This window comes from Tessaracoccus terricola, from assembly GCF_054776555.1.
The window spans coordinates 924,668-940,414 of record NZ_BAAHBS010000001.1; the positions used below are offsets into that span (position 1 = coordinate 924,668).

Sequence of the window (15,747 nt, forward strand, 5' to 3'; positions counted from 1 at the left end):
ATGGCAAGGCAACGCGAGCAGTCCGAGAAGCAACTGTCCAGGAGCGCCCGACTCGTCGGGCGCTTCGTGCGACGTTCCTGGCAGGCCATCACGGTGGGCCTGCTGGTGGTGGCGCTGGGGGTGCTCGCATTCCTCAGCCCCGGCCTGGTGCAGGCCGACGTCCACCTCGACGAGGGCACCGTCTACGCCGCCAAGCAGGACACCGGACTGATCGGCATCGTCAACGCCCAGATCGACGAGCTTGCAGCCGCCACAGCGGTCGGTGACTCGGAGTTCGCCATCCTCCAGGACGAGGACCTCGTCCTCGTGCACGGCCTCCGCTCCTCCACGCTGGTGCGCTACAACCCGGCCCGCAACCGGATGGAGTCCCCGGTCCAGCTGCCCAGCGACGCGGACGTGCAGCTCGCCGGCGGCACGCTGCTGGTGGTCAACAGCGACAACGGGCGCATCTGGTACGGCAATCCGGAGACGATCCTCGCCTACGACTTCCAGAAGCAGAAGGCAGACCTCGAGGTGGGCGAGTTCGGCGCCGCCACCCTCACCGCCTCCGGCAACGTCATCGGCCTCGACGTGGACCGCTCGGTCCTGCTCCGCCGGGCCGGCGCGGAGGACGTCGTCGAGACACGGCTGCCGTTCACCCTCAGCGGCGACGTCGGCTCCGTCGCCCTCAGCGCCGTCGGCGACAAGGCCGTGGTGCTTGACCGCCAGTCGGGCCGCATCTGGGTGGAGGGCACCGACGACGTGTTCGAGGTCTCCGGGGCCTCTTCCGCCGAACTGGTCCCCGCCGCGCCGGACGCCTTGGGCGGCCAGGGCAACGCGGACGCGATCTACGCGACGCAGGCCGGGCTCATCGCCCTCACCCCCGACGGCCCCCGTTCCCTCAGTGGGCAACTCGACGGGGCGCCCGTGCAGCCCGTGCACGTGGGGGAGTGCGTCTACGCGGCCTTCGGCGAGCAGTTCGTGAAGCAGTGCCGCGGCGCCGAGCCACAGGTCAGGGAGATCCCGGGCCTGGGTGGCAACGCGGCCCTGTCGTTCATCGTGAACCGCACCACGGTGGCGCTGAACGACGCCACCAACGGCACCATCTGGATGGTGGACAAGGACATGCTCCGGATCACCGACTGGGAGCGGGTGGTGCCGCCCCAGGACGAGGAGGTCGAGGACGTCCAGGAGACCGAGACGATCATCCCGCCGGACCGGTCCCAGCCGAACCAGGCCCCCATCGCGCAGGACGACACCCTCGCCGCGCGCGCCGGTCGCTCCACCGTCCTCACGGTGCTGGACAACGACACCGACCCCGACGGCGACGTCCTCACCGTCACCGCACCCCCGGAACTCACCGGCGCCACCCTGCAGACGGTGCGCGGCGGCTCCGGCCTCCAGATCACCGTGGACTCGGAGACCACCGGCACGCTCACGTTCAGCTACACCGTCGACGACGGCCGTGGTGGCAAGGACTCCGCCAACGTGACCGTGCGGGTGCTGCCCGCGGACCCGAACCTCGAGAACAACGCACCGTTCAAGCACTCGCTGGCGCAGCCCATCACCATCCAGCTCGGCCAGACCGTCACCAAGCGCGTCCTGCTGGACTGGCGGGACCCGGAGGGCGACTCGCTGATCCTCGTGGACGCCTGGCTGCCGCCCGAGGCGGAGGACGAGGTGAGCTTCACCCCCGACGGCCAGGTCACGTTCCTCGACATCGGCAAGACCACCGGCACCAAGACGGTCAACGTGCGCGTCTCCGACGGCTACGTCACCTCCGACGGCGAGATGATCGTGGTGGTCACCGACGACACCGTCGCCCCGATCGCCTACGGCGACTTCGAGACCGCCACCGCCGGCAAGACCGTCACCATCGACCCGCTCGCCAACGACGTCGGCGCCAACCTCGCCCTCACCGAGATCGAGGTCGCCGACGACTGCGGTTGCGTCACCAAACCCAACTACCGCGAGGGCTGGTTCACGTTCAGCGCGGACACCCCGGGCACCTACTACGTCACCTACAAGGTCTCCAACGGCCCGATCGCCTTGGGTCTGGTCCGCATCGACGTACGTGCCGAGACCACGGACCACGCGCCCGTGGCAGCCCTCGACGTCGCGCTGCTCCCTCCCGGCGGCAGCGTCGTGGTGGACCCGGTCCTGAACGACACCGACGAGGACGGTGACGTCCTGGTGGTGCAGTCGGTCAGCCAGCACCCCGGCCTGCAGGTGGTGCTGGAGCGCCGGCACCTGGTTACCATCACGGCCCAGCACACGCCGGACGAGCCGGTGACGCTCAACTACCGCCTCAGCGACGGCAAGCACTCCGTGCTGGGCACCATCGTCGTCATCCCCACCCCCACCACGGGCAGCGTGCAGCCCCTCGCGGAACGCGACGAGATCCGCGTCCGGGCCGGCAGCACGCAGGCCGTGAACGTGCTCTCCAACGACTCCTCGCCCATCGGGTTGGACCTGAGGTTGGACGAGCTGGTCGAGAACCCGCTCGACGACAGGGCCTGGATCGACGGCGAGTTCATCAACGTCTCCGTGCCCGCAGGTGCGCAGGCGGCCAACACCAACATCACCTACCAGATCAAGGACGCCGACGGCGCCATCGCCTCCACCCAGCTGCGCGTCACCATCGTGAGCGAGGACGCCCAGAACGAGGCACCCGTCCCGCGCCAGGTGGTGGAACGGGTCCTGGCCGGGACCACGTCCCGGCTCGCGATCCCCCTGGAGGGCATCGACCCCAACGGTGACGCAGTGCGCCTGGTGGGCCTCGGCTCCGGCCCCCAGCTGGGACGCGTGCTCGCCACCGGTGACGGCTGGATGAGCTACGAGGCGTTCCCCGGGTCCGAGGGCACCGACGTCTTCGAGTACCAGGTCATCGACGCCTACGGCGCCATCGGCATCGGCGAGATCCGGGTGGGCGTCGCCCCCGCCGGCCCCGACAACAGCGCCCCCACCGGCGTCCCCGACGAGATCCGCACCCGCCCGGGCCGGCACGTCCAGATCCCCGCGCTGCGCAACGACGTCGACGTCGACGGCGACAGCATCGGCTACACGGCCTCCGACCCGGTGGAGATCGATGGCATCCCCGACGTCGAGGTGGTCGAGGACCGTGAGATCACGTTTCTCGCGCCGCAGGAGCCGGGCACCTACGTCGGCAAGTACTACATCGAGGACAGCCGCGGCGCCAGCGGCTCCGGCGACATCACCGTCGTGGTGGACCCCGAGGCCCCGCTGCTGCCGCCCGAGACCCGTGACGACCTGGTCTCGGTGTCCGCCGTCATCGGCAAGGACTGGGTGGAGGTGGACGCCCTCGCCAACGACTTCGACCCGGACGGCCCCCGCGAGGAGCTGACCATCTCCGTGCCCGACGATGGCCTCCCCGAGGACGAGGCCCCCCGTCCCAGCGAGGACGGGAAGCTGGTCACCGCCCCCGTGACGGACCGGATGCAGCAGATCCGCTACGTGGTCACCGACGCCGAGGGCAACTCGGACATCGGCCTGATCCTGCTGCCCGGCCGCAACGACTCGGTGCCGGTCCTGCGTGACCCGGACTACGTGCTGGAGGCCGTGGCCGGACAGCCGAGCCCCATCGACATCAACAGCCTGGTGGCGGGCACCGCCGGCCGCACCGTGCGTCTCACGGGTGTGGACAGCGTCTCCGCGACCCACGGCAGGGCCCTCCCGGGAGCCCAGCGCATCGAGTACACCCCCGAACTGACCTACGAGGGTCCCGCCTCGGTGGTCTTCGAGGTGGCCGACGTCGTGGCCGAGGGCGACAAGACCGCCAAGCGTGCCTACATCTCGGTCCCGGTGAAGGTGCTGCCCGCACCCAATCGCCCGGACGGGGGACCGGACCAGATCGAGACGGCCAAGTCCTCCCCGGAGCTGATCGGCAGCCAGCCGCACCTGCTCGTCGGCCCCGGTGAGGGCGACGCGCGAATCGACCTGATGCCGCTGTTCCGCGATCCGGACGGCGACAGCTTCTACTTCGACAACTTCTCCCACAGCGAGGGCGACCAGAGCATCGAGTGGAGCGTCTCCGGCGACGGCAGCAAGCTCTACGCCAGCACGGCCGTGGACACCCCGCCCGGAACCCGACGCACCATCAGCGCCGAGGTGATCGACGCCAGCAACGCCCGCACCCCGTTCACCATCCAGCTGGAGGTGACCTCCTCCACCCGGCCGCTCGCCACCGCCGTGACCGACGTCGTCGACGAGGCCATCGCCGGTTCCGAGTTCCCCGTCGCGGTGCTGCTCAACGACAAGTCCAACCTGCTGACGGACCAGAGCCTCACCCTGGTGCCGGGCAGCGCGAAGGTGATCAACGGCGCCGGCACGGCCAGCACCGACGGGGATGCGGTGATCATCCGCCCGGCGGACGGGTTCGTCGGCACCCTGACCGCCAGCTACACGATCGAGGACGCCACCCGGGACCCCAACCGCCGCGTCGACGGCACCATCCGGGTCACGGTCAAGGACGTCCCGAGCCGCCCCGGTGCGCCACGCGACGGCGTCGCGGGCAACGGCCAGGTGACCTTCACCTACACCCCCGGTTCCTCGAACGGGTTCGAGATCATGAGCCGCAACGTCGTCGCGGTCAACGCCTCGGGCGCCACCGTCGCCAGCACCCAGTGCCCGAGCACCACGTGCACGGTCACGGGCCTGCCCAACGGGCAGCCGTACCAGTTCCAGGTGGTGGAGACGAACCAGGCCGGCCCGTCCGAGCCGTCGCCGCTGTCGGCCCCCTACACGCCCGACGTGAAGCCCAACGCGCCCGCCGCCCCGATCGTCAGCTTCGGCGACCAGCAGCTGGTGGTGGAGTGGAAGCCGCCGACGTGGGAGAACCCGTCCAACCCGGGTAGCCCCGTGGACCGCTACAACCTCGCCCTGTTGGACGAGGCCGGCACCCAGATCGACCAGCGGGCCCTGCCCGCGTCGCCCACCTCTTACACGTGGACGGGACTCACCAACGGCACCCGCTACCGGTTCAAGATCCTGGCCGGCAACAAGGCCGGCGAGTCGCCGTACTCGGAGATGTCTGCCGTGAACTGGCCTGCAGCTCCGCCGAGCGCCCCACCGTCGATCGTCGCCACCGCCACCCAGAACCCCCTCGGCGGTGCGTTCGAGGTGGCCTGGGCCGCGGCCGGGATCGAGCCCAACGGTGACCCCATCACCGAGTTCCTGGTGACCCCCATCGGCCAGTCCGGGCCGCGCACGGACTTCGCCAAGGTGGTGCCCGTCAACGGCTCCGCCACCCAGACGGTGCTGATGGAGGGCCTCGGGCAGGTGCCCTACAAGTTCCAGGTGACGGCCAGGAACAAGGCCGGACACGGCGCGGCGGCCGTGACCCCCAACTGGCAGACGGCCTTCGAACTGCCCAAGATCACCAGCTTCCGCACCATCCCGCAGGATGGGGCGATCCAGATGTACGTGGGCAACAACTTCAACGGCCGTCCCGAGGCGAGCCCCCGGGTCGAGTACCGCCTCAACGGCGGCAGTTGGAACGCCTACCCCCGCACTGGTCTGGTCACGGGGCTGACCAACGGACGGTTCTACGACGCGGAGGTGAGGGTGGTCATCGTCGGCGACAAGGCCTCCGAACCCGCCCGCGAGACCAACGTGATGCCGAAGTCCACCAAGCCCATCCACCCGACGCTCAACGCCGGCTCGCTGCGGAACCGCGGCTGGGAAGGCGGCAGGGGCCACGAGCCCGGCTACTACATCTCGTTCAACGAGCCACAGTCCCTCGAGGCCACCGGCGGCTGGGACCCGAGCGGCTTCCACTACAAGTGTGCCGTGGGCAGCTACTGGAGGGCGGGCTGTGCACCGGGGGACTGGACCACGTCCCACGACTTCATCATCGAGTACGACGCCGTTGACGACAGCGCCACCACGGAGGTCGCCTTCGGCACCCGCTACAACCGCGACAGCAGCATGGAGGCCGCCACCACGCTCACCGTCCCGAAGCCGATGGACGGCAGCTGGGACAACAGCACCAAGAGGCTGACCTTCAACCTGGAGCACGTCCACGGTGCGCTGAGCTGCACCGCCACCTTCAACGACGGCATCACGAGGACCTGGACCACCCCGCACTACTCGGTCGAGATGCCCAAGGAGCCCGAGACCCCGGACCCCGAGAACCCGGATCCCGGGCCGTGGGCGGACACCCGCGTCGTCGAGGTGGTCTGCAGCAACTCCAACTTCAGCAACGGGGCCGACACGTACCGGCTGCACGGCTGATCCCCATCCCCCCTTCGGAAAGTAGAAACAGACGTGAACCCAGAACAAGCCCGTTGGTTCGGCGAGACCTTCGGCAGCATCGTCAACAACATCGAGCGCGTCATCCTCGGCAAGACCGAGGCGGTTCGCTTGGCGGTGACGTGCATGCTGGCGGAGGGCCACCTACTGCTCGAGGACTACCCGGGCACGGGCAAGACCACCCTCGCGCGGGCCATCGCGCAGACGGTGCAGGGCACCAACAGCCGCATCCAGTTCACCCCGGACCTGCTGCCCTCCGACGTCACGGGCGTCACGATCTACGACCAGAAGACAGGCGAGTTCGAGTTCCACCAAGGCCCGATCTTCGCCTCCATCGTCCTGGCCGACGAGATCAACCGCGCCTCCCCGAAGACGCAGTCCGCGCTGCTGGAGGTCATGGAGGAGAGCCGCGTCACCGTCGACGGCATCTCCTACAACGTCGGTCAGCCGTTCATGGTGATCGCCACCCAGAACCCCATCGAGCAGGCCGGCACCTACCGCCTCCCGGAGGCGCAGCTGGACCGCTTCCTGATGAAGACCACCCTCGGCTACCCGGACCACGACGCCACCATGCGGATCCTCGCGACGGGTGGCTCGCGGCCGCGCTCCACCGCGCTGCCGTCGATCATCCCCACCTCACAGGTGGCCGAGATGAGCCAGCTGGCGGCTTCGGTCCACATCGAGTCCTCGGTGTTCGACTACATCGCCCGCCTCACCGAGGCCACCCGCCACGCCACCGACGTGCGGCTCGGCGTGTCCATCCGTGGCGCGCTGGCGCTGGTGCGAACCACGCGTGTTTGGGCGGCGTCGCAGGGCCGGCACTTCGTCGTCCCCGACGACGTGAAGATGCTCGCCATCCCGTGCCTGGCTCACCGCATCATCCTGGACCCGGAGGCCGAGTTCAACGGGGTCCAGGCCGTCGACGTCATGGCCGACGTCATCGGGTCCGTGCCGCCCCCGACGGAGCGCAAGACCGCCTGATGGCCGCACCTGCACTCGCATCCGACCGCTGGGAGGCGCCCGAGGCGGTCGAGCCCCCGTCGCTCGATCGTGTCCGCGGCGCCTACCGGGCGCTGAACCGTGTCACGGGCATGCGGACCGCCGGCTGGGTGACGCTGTTCGGCGGCATCGTCTCGCTGGTTGCGGGGCTGCTCCTCGGGTGGACCGAGTTCAAGGTGGCCGGGGTGGCGGCCATCGCCGTCGTGCTGCTGTGCCTGCTGTTCACCATCGGCACGCCCAACTTCGCCGTCCGGCTCCACCTGGACGAGCATTCCGTGGTGGTGGGCACTCCGGCGGGGGGCGTGCTCCAGGTACTGAACCAGGCGCAGCGGCGCCACCTCGGGTCCCGACTGGACCTGCCGGTGGGGGAGCGGGCCGCGAGCTTCTCCGTGCCCGGCCTGCGCCCGGGCCAGGTGATGACCGAACCGTTCCACGTCCCCACCGACCGCCGCGGCGTCGTCCCGATCGGCCCGGCGCAGTCCGTGCAGGGCGACCCGTTCGCGCTCACCGGCCGCGAGACCCGCTGGACGGGCACGATGGAACTGTTCGTGCACCCGCGCACCGTCTCCCTGCCCGGGCGGCAGACGGGCTTCGTGCACGACCTCGAGGGCCACGCCTCGGCCCACATCTCCGCGGCGGACATGAACTTCCACGCCCTGCGCCCCTACGCTCCGGGCGACGACAGGCGCCACGTCCACTGGCGCTCGACGGCGCGTGCCGGTGAACTGATGGTGCGCCAGTTCGAGGAGTCCCGGATGTCGCGCGTGGTCGTCGCGCTGGACACCGGACGGTCCTCTTGGCTCGAGGACGACGAGTTCGAGCTCGGCGTCTCCGTGGCCGGCTCGATCGCTGTCGCCGCCCTGCTGGGCGAGAGCCCGCTCGCGATGCTCACCTCCACCGAGACGCTGGTGGCGCTCACCCCCACCCGCGCCCTCGACGAGCTCTGCACCATCGAACTCGGCGCCCGCGGCGGGATCGCGGACCTGGTCCACACCACCCGCCGCCGGGAACCGGCCGCCTCCATCGCCATGGTCGTGACCGGGTCCTCGTCCAGCATGACCACGCTGCGCCGCGCCTGTGCGCTGTTCGAGGTGGACACTCGGGTCATCGGAATTCGCGTGGACCAAGGGGCCGGACTGCGCGTCCGGACCGCTGGCAACGTCACGGTGCTCCAGGTGGGGGCCCTCGAGGAGCTTCCCCGCGCGCTGCGAAGGGCGATGGAATGACCAGCACCGCCACCACCACCGCGCCCCGCCGCTCCGCAGCGGCGCCGGCACGCAGCCCATGGGAGTCCCTCCAAGCTCCCGAGCGCGCCAAGTGGGTCCTCGTCGACGCCCTCGGCCTGCTCGTCCTGCTCGCCCTGGTCGCAGCGGTGCTGCGTTCCCTGTACCAGTCGCCCTGGCTGGCGGTCACCATAGGCGGCTTCGGCCTCACCGGGATGGGGATCGCCCTGCTGGCCGCCTGGCGGAACTGGCGCGTCGGCGTCACCGCCGCAGCCGGCGTCGGCGCATGGTTCCTGCTCGGAACGTTCTTCGTCATGCCGTCGGCGGGCATCGCGATGGTGGTGCCCACCCTCCGTTCGCTGCGCGGGCTCCTGCTGGCACCGGTCACGTCGTGGCGGGACCTGCTGACGCTCCAGGCGCCCATCGGTGAGACCGCCAACCTGTTCGCCCCGGCCGGGATCATCGCGCTGCTCATCGGAATCGTCGGCATGGGCATCTCCCTGCGCACCCGCTTCCCGGCACTGGCCTGGCTGCCCGCCGCCGTCGGCTACCTGGCCGCGGCGGCCCTCGGCGCCGGCGTCGTCTACCGGCCCGTCCTCATCGGCGCCGTGTTCCTGGTGGTGGTGCTGGTCTGGACGAGCTACCGCCGCGCGCACCAGCGCGAGTCCCTCACGGGCCGCTCGCAGCGGCTGCGGCCCGTGCGGCTGGTCCTGGCCCTCGCCACCCTGCTCGCGGCCGGTGGCCTGACCTGGCTGGCGCTGCCCGTGCTGCAGCCCGAGGCGGCCCGCACCACCGTGCGGCAGGCCGTCCAGCCGCCCATCGAGCTCGAGCAGTTCGCCTCACCGCTGCAGGCGTTCCGCGGCAACGTCACCAAGTACGAGGACACCACCCTGTTCGAGGTGAGCGGCCTGGTGCAGGGCGACATCCTGCGGATCGCCACCATGGACTCCTACGACGGCCTCAGCTTCCGGGTGGCCACCACCTCCGACGACGCCGTGGAGGCCACCACCTTCACCCGCGTCGGGCAGTGGATCGCCGACGACACGCCCGGCACCGCCGGCCACGCCGGGGTCCGGATCCGCGCCTACGACGGGGTGTGGGTCCCCACCGTCGGCCGGACCACGCAGATCAGCTTCACCGGTGAGCGCTCGGTCGCCCTGGCGGAGAACTTCTTCTACAACCGCAGCTCGGGCACGGGCGTGACCCCTGTCGGTGTCACCGACGGGGACCAGTACTCGCTGTCCTTCATCCGCCCCGACCGCCCCAGCGACGAGCAGATCAGGGCCGCCGCGGCAGGCAGGGTCAGGCTCCCCGTGGTGGAGGGCGTGCCGGACGAACTGCGCAACCTGGCCCACGAGTGGGGCGACGGACTGGGCACTGCCGGTGAACAGGCGTTGGCGCTGGAGACGAACCTGGGTCTCGGCTACTTCAGCCACGGCCAGGCCGAGGAGGTCCTGTCCCTGTCCGGGCACTCCGCGTCCCGCCTGCTCACGCTCATCGCCAGCCCGGAGGAGATGGTCGGCGACGACGAGCAGTACGCCACGACGATGGCCCTGATGGCGCGCGAACTCGGGATCCCCGCACGCGTCATCTACGGCTACCGGGCCGGCAACTCGCCGGTCATCACCGGCGCCGACGTGGGCGCCTGGACCGAGGTGTACCTCGACGAGTACGGCTGGGTGGTGTTCGACCCGACGCCCCCGCGGGATCGGGTCCTGGAGAACGACGACGCTCCCCAGCCGCCCAAGCCCAAGCCGCACATCGAGAACCCGCCGCCCCCACCGGAGGACCCCGAACCGCCACTGCCCGACGAGGAGCTCCCCGTCGGCCAGGGCGAGCCGCCGGTGCAGGAGGAGACCATCGACTGGGGACAGATCGGTGTCTGGGTCGCCCTGACCGGCATCCCCCTGGTCACCATCGTCGTCCCGATCGCGCTGATCCTGGGGCTGAAGCTGCGTCGTCGCTCCCGGCGACGCAACGCCCCGGAGATGGCCAACCGGGTGGCCGGCGCCTGGTCCGAACTGGTGGACCGTGCCCGGGACCTGGGCCGCTCGCCGTCGACGTCGGCCACGCGCTCCGAGCAGGCGCAGCAACTCGTCGAGGACTTTCCGAAGACCGCTCGCAAGGCGGATCCGATCGGCGTCTCGACGGAGGCCGACTGGCTGGTGTTCGCGCCCGGCGAGCCCAGCGAGCAGACGGTGAAGGAGTTCTGGGAGTCCACCAAGAAGGTGGACAGGGGCATGCGCAGGTCCGTCGCCTGGCCCAGGTGGGTGGCTTCGAAGTTCTCCACGAAGTCGTTCCGCAGGTTCAAGGAGAAATGATCCCGGATGCTGCGGGCACCGGGTGGACGCTAGTCTGTCGGAGGAAATGGTTGAGTTGAGGGGGAAGGTGTGAGTCGGTTCATCCCGCGAGGAGTCGAGGTGGCCGGGATCGGGCGACGGTTCCTGGCCGCTGTCATCGACGCCCTGCCGCTGATCGTGGTGGGCGGCGGGATGCAGGCGCTCATGACCTTCGCCGAGTCCCCGACCGTCATGCTCGTGGGCAGCATCGCCGGCGTCGTGCTGGCCGGCGGCTACGGCCTGTTCCAGTGGTGGGGCTACGGCTCTCGCGGCGCCGGCATCGGCGCCCGCGCCATGGGCCTCAAGCTGGTGGGCATGGGCGACGGTGAACCGATCGGCTGGTGGCGCTTCTTCCTGCGCCAGCTCATCTTCGCGGCGCTGATGGCCACCGTCATCGGCGGCATCGCGCTGCTGGTGTTCCTCGTCATCCATGAACGCCGCCAGGGCTGGCACGACATGGCCGTCAGGGCAGTCCTGGTCCAGCCGAAGGCCTCCGAGAAGACCGAGCGCAAGCCCGCCGCCCGCAAGGGCACGACCACCAGCACCGTCGGCCTGCCGCCGCACCTGTCCAGCGCCTTCGCCCCGGGCACCAGTGGTGAGCAGCGCGAGAGCTGGGGCGGCTACGCCCCCGAGTCCGGTTCGGCGCCGCCGGCCTGGATGCCGCGGCTCGAGACCGAGCCGATCATCGACGTCAACCCCAACTCCGGCACCTCCATCCCGCCCACGCAGCCCTCCCCGGGGGACTACCGGCAGCCCGCCGCGCCACAGCAGCAGCCCTGGGGGCAGCAGTCGGCCCAGCCGGGCCCGCAGGGCTCCCCGTGGGGGCAACCGACACCGCAGCCCGGAGCCGCGCAGCCCCCGCAGCAGGCGCCCGCCCAGCCCCAGCAGTCCGGCCCCGCAGTGCCGCAGCAGGGGCAGCAGCGCCCGCCTGCGCAGGGCCCCACCCAGCAGCCGCCGGTGCCGCCGCACCAGCCCACACCGCCCGCACGGGTCAACCAGGGCTGGATCCCGCTGCCCACCCCCACCTCGGTCATCGAGCCGCCGCGCCAGACCGGCTCCTCGGACGCGCCCCGGGTGCGCCAGCGTGACTTCGGCGGCGTGGAGGAGGACGACGACGGCACCCGCATCGCGAAGCCGGTGGGCGCCGACGACGGTGCCCGCTCCGGCGACGAGGGCTGGTACGTGCGACTCGACGACGGCCGTGAGGTGGAGCTGGGCGTCACCCTGCTGCTGGGCCGCAACCCCCAGAAGACGCAGGGGGACCCCGACGTCCACCTCGTCCCCGCGGGCGGCGACGGCCGGATGATCTCCCGCACCCACGTCCTGATCGCCACGGACCCACGCGGGGTCTACGTGGTCGACCGCGGCTCCACCAACGGCACCGCGCTGGTCACCGGCAACGGTGAACTGGAACCCTGCCCGGTGGGCACCCAGGTGCGGGTCCGGGAGGGCCAGCAGGTCTCCTACGGCAACCGCTGGTTCACGGTGCTGCGCCGTCCGCAGCAGTCCTAGGCGCTCACTCCCGGCCGGTCCCGTTCCCCGGCAGCAACCCCAGCCGTCTGGCCAGTCGCACCGCGTCGCGCCGGGAGCCCACGTGCAGCTTGCGGTGGATGGACTTCAGGTGCTGCTTGACGGTGTTCACCGAGATGTTGAGGGCCGACACGATCTCCTCGTTGGAGCGCAGCGTGGGCAGGCTGGACTGTTCCTTGTGACCGCGGTGATGGGGCAGCTGATCAGCAACATGGCCACGGCCTTCATCGTCGTTCCCGTCGGCCTGGCGGCCGCGGCCCAGATGGAGATCTCGCCCACGCCGATCCTGCTGGCGGTGATGGTGTTCGCGGCCGCCGCGCTGCTGACCCCGGTCGCCACGCCGGCGAACCTCGTCGTGATGGAGGCCGCCGGGTACCGGTTCGGGGACTACTGGAAGCTGGGCCTGCCACTGCTGGCGGCCTACGGCGCGATCGGCATCTTCCTGGTGCCGCTGATCTGGCCCTTCTAGGGGACGGGCTCAGACCTCGGTGCGGTGGAAGTTGAGGTGGGACCGCGACGGGGTGGGGCCGCGCTGGCCCTGGTAGCGGGAGCCGTACTTCTCCGAGCCGTACGGGTTCTCCGCGGCGGAGCTGAGCTGGAAGAAGCAGAACTGGCCGATCTTCATCCCCGGCCACAGCACCACCGGCAGCGTGGCGGTGTTGGACAGCTCGAGCGTCACGTGGCCGCTGAATCCCGGGTCGATGAACCCTGCGGTGGAGTGCGTCAGCAGCCCCAGGCGCCCGAGCGAGGACTTGCCCTCCAACCGGGCGGCCATTCCGTGGCCGAGCGTGATGGTTTCGAAGGTGGAGGCCAGCGCGAACTCGCCCGGGTGCAGCACGAAGGGTTCACCGGCGGCGACCTCGATCATGCGGGTCAGGTCCGGCTGCTCCTGCGAGGGGTCGATGTGGGGGTAGCGGTGGTTCTCGAACACGCGGAAGTACTTGTCCAGGCGCACGTCGATGCTGGCGGGCTGGACCATTGCCGGATCCCACGGATCCAAGGTGATCTCCCCCTGGTCCACGGCTTTGAGGATGTCCCTGTCGCTGAGAAGCATGGGCCCGAGCCTAGTGGTGCTGCGACGCCCCGGCCAAGAGGCCGCTAGTTTGGGACGCGTGGATGGTGCCGGAATGACGCAAAGGGTCCGCGACGGGCTGCGCCGATGGGTGCGCCAGGACACACCGAACCGGAATCCGTCACCGCCGTCGCAGGTGGACCACCTGCACGCGGCTGCGGTGGTGGACCTCGCGCTGCGGGTGGCGGAACTGGCGGTGCAGGCGGGGGCCGAGACGTCGGAGGCCACCTCCTATGCGCTCACCGTCACCACAGCCTACGGACTCACGGCCGACGTGGACGTGACGTGGACCTCGGTGACCATCAGCTACCACCGCCGCGGCCGGGCGGAGCCCATCACCGGGTTCCGCGGGGTGCGCAAGCGCAACACGAACTACACCACCCTGGCACGCCTGATGCACCTCATCGACGAGATCGGCGCGCGCCAGCTCGAACTCGACGCCGCCAGGGACAAACTCGACGCCCTCTACGACAACATCCGGCCCTACCGGGGCTGGGTGATCTGCCTCGGCCAGGCGCTGCTCGGCGCCGGCGTCGCAGCCATCCTGGGCGGACGTGTCCAGGAGATCGGGCTCGCCGCGCTCGCGAACGCCCTGCTGTTCCTGGTCCAGCTGTGGTTGGCCCGCACGCAGCTGTCGGTCTTCTTCATCCAGGCCGTCGGCGCCGCGGTCCCGACCGCCATGGCCATCGGCATCATGCACGTGCGCTCCCTCCAGGTCGGGTGGTTCGAGTCGGTCTCGCCGTCGCTGATAGTGGCCTCCGGCATCGTCTCGCTGCTGGCCGGTGTCGGCGTGGTGGCGGCGGCCAGGGACGCGATGGACGGGAACCTCATCACCGCCACGGCCCGCGCGTTCGACGCGGTGCTGCAGACCAGCGGCATCGTCGTCGGGGTCAGCGTGATGCTCTGGGCGGGTTTCAAGCTCGGCGTCGCCGGCTACATCGCTCCCACCGGCGGCTACGCGAGCCCGTCGGCCATCCAGGTGGTGTGGGCGTGCGCCATCGCCATCGGGGTGGGATTCGGCTTCCAGCTCGGGCTGCGGGCGTTCCCGTACGCGGCGGGTCTGGCCGCCGTCGGATTCGGCGTCTACCAGTACAGCCTGGAGTGGATCGGCAACGCCCCCGGGGCGGCAGCGCTGGGGGCGCTGGTGGTGGGTTTCCTCGCCCAGGTGGTGACCGGCCAGGCGCGGGTGCCGTTGATCGCGCTGGTGACGACGGGGGTGGTGGCGATGATGCCCGGCTCGGCCCTCTACAGGGGACTGTACGAACTGACGAGTTCCTTCGACGGGCCCATCTCGGTGCAGGCCCAGATCAGTCTCGCGCAGGCCGCGATGATCGGACTCGCGCTGGCGGCCGGTTCCAGCTTCGGGGCGCAGATCGCCCGTCCGCTCGGCCTGCCCACGGCACGCCTGTTCCGGATCGCGACGCTGCGGGCGCTGAACCGCTCGAACCGGCAGACCACCAACACCGAGGCGACTGGGAACTAGCCCCTTCCGGCCTCAGTAGCCGCCGTCGCCCTCGCCGGCCGGGGCGCCGTCGAGCACCGCGCGGCTGCCCGAGAGCCCCAGCCGCGTCGCGCCGGCGGCCACCATCGCCTGGGCCGCGTCCCAGTCGCGGATGCCGCCCGAGGCCTTCACCCCCAGCCGACCCTCGACGGTGGCGGCCATCAGCTCGACCGCGTGCACCGTCGCCCCACCGGCGGGGTGGAAGCCGGTGGAGGTCTTCACGTAGTCGGCTCCGGCGGTCTCGGCCGCCCGGCAGGCCTCCACGATCTCGTCGTCGGTGAGGGCGGCGGACTCGATGATGACCTTCAGGACACCACCCGTGGCGGCGCGGACGGCCTGGATCTCCTCCACGACCAGTTCCGGCTTGCCCGCCTTCAGCAGGCCGATGTTGATCACCATGTCCACCTCGTCGGCGCCGAGCTTGGTGGACTCGGCGGCCTCAGCGGCCTTGGCGGCCGGGGTGTGATTGCCGGAGGGGAAGCCGCAGACGGTGGCCACCTTCACGGCGCCGAGGTCCTCGGTGATGGGCAGCATCGAGGGCGAGACGCAGATGCTGTAGGTCCCGAGCTCGCGCGCCTCCGCGATCAGCTCCGAGACCTGCGCCGCTGTGGCGTCGGTCTTGAGGAGGGTGTGGTCGATCATCCGGGCCAGCGCCTCGCGTGTGATTTCCATGTCTGCGGTTCCTCCGTGGTTGGTCTGCCGCCGAGCCTACAGCGAGTGGTTTCACTCAGCGCCGGCGAGCGAAACGAGGGTGATTGTTGGCGCTGACATCAGACCTCCCTAGTGTGCTTGGTTCAGGGGGAAGTGCGCATGCGCTCGTTGCCGAGTCGTGAG

10 protein-coding genes are annotated in these 15,747 nt (G+C 70.6%); 7 read left to right on the plus strand and 3 right to left on the minus strand.

Going from position 1 to position 15,747, the window contains the following annotated elements:
• The 5 genes from ACYU7G_RS04000 to ACYU7G_RS04020 all read left to right on the plus strand — a co-directional run bounded on the left by ACYU7G_RS04000 (position 1) and on the right by ACYU7G_RS04020 (position 12,322).
• Positions 1-6,231 carry an Ig-like domain-containing protein gene (locus tag ACYU7G_RS04000; RefSeq protein WP_461104987.1) on the plus strand — a complete coding sequence of 2,077 codons (6,231 nt, stop codon included), beginning with the start codon at positions 1-3 and terminating at the stop codon, positions 6,229-6,231.
• Between the two features lie 33 nt (positions 6,232-6,264).
• Entirely contained in the window at positions 6,265-7,230 is a 966-nt protein-coding gene (locus ACYU7G_RS04005) for an AAA family ATPase (protein ID WP_461104989.1), read from the plus strand.
• Positions 7,230-8,474, plus strand: coding sequence for a DUF58 domain-containing protein (locus ACYU7G_RS04010; protein ID WP_461104991.1), 1,245 nt, complete (start codon positions 7,230-7,232; stop codon positions 8,472-8,474). The genes ACYU7G_RS04005 and ACYU7G_RS04010 overlap by 1 nt, the downstream gene beginning before the upstream one ends.
• On the plus strand, positions 8,471-10,792 hold the full coding sequence (locus ACYU7G_RS04015) for a transglutaminase-like domain-containing protein (protein WP_461104993.1): 2,322 nt from the start codon (positions 8,471-8,473) through the stop codon (positions 10,790-10,792). The genes ACYU7G_RS04010 and ACYU7G_RS04015 overlap by 4 nt, the downstream gene beginning before the upstream one ends.
• A 69-nt stretch (positions 10,793-10,861) precedes the next feature.
• Positions 10,862-12,322 (plus strand): RDD family protein, encoded by a 1,461-nt coding sequence (locus tag ACYU7G_RS04020; protein ID WP_461104995.1) that lies wholly within the window; start codon positions 10,862-10,864, stop codon positions 12,320-12,322.
• A gap of 4 nt (positions 12,323-12,326) precedes the next feature.
• Here the strand turns inward: ACYU7G_RS04020 and ACYU7G_RS04025 are convergent, their stop codons facing one another.
• On the minus strand, positions 12,327-12,602 hold the full coding sequence (locus ACYU7G_RS04025; RefSeq protein WP_461105152.1) for a helix-turn-helix transcriptional regulator: 276 nt from the start codon (positions 12,600-12,602) through the stop codon (positions 12,327-12,329).
• Here ACYU7G_RS04025 and ACYU7G_RS04030 point away from each other — a divergent pair.
• A complete protein-coding gene (locus ACYU7G_RS04030) occupies positions 12,519-12,809 on the plus strand; it encodes an SLC13 family permease (RefSeq protein WP_461104997.1) in 291 nt (96 codons plus the stop codon). The genes ACYU7G_RS04025 and ACYU7G_RS04030 overlap by 84 nt on opposite strands.
• 9 nt (positions 12,810-12,818) lie before the next feature.
• On the opposite strand, the gene dcd is transcribed toward ACYU7G_RS04030, so the two are convergent.
• A complete protein-coding gene (dcd, locus tag ACYU7G_RS04035; protein ID WP_461104999.1) occupies positions 12,819-13,394 on the minus strand; it encodes a dCTP deaminase in 576 nt (191 codons plus the stop codon).
• A 73-nt stretch (positions 13,395-13,467) separates the two neighbouring features.
• Between dcd and ACYU7G_RS04040 the strand changes: the two genes are divergently transcribed.
• The gene (locus ACYU7G_RS04040) at positions 13,468-14,895 is read left to right on the plus strand and encodes a threonine/serine exporter family protein (protein ID WP_461105001.1); all 1,428 of its coding nucleotides are present in this window, start codon (positions 13,468-13,470) and stop codon (positions 14,893-14,895) included.
• A 12-nt stretch (positions 14,896-14,907) separates the two neighbouring features.
• Here the strand turns inward: ACYU7G_RS04040 and deoC are convergent, their stop codons facing one another.
• Complete coding sequence (deoC, locus tag ACYU7G_RS04045) at positions 14,908-15,585, minus strand: deoxyribose-phosphate aldolase (RefSeq protein WP_461105003.1); 678 nt, start codon at positions 15,583-15,585, stop codon at positions 14,908-14,910.
• Positions 15,586-15,747 lie beyond the last annotated feature (162 nt).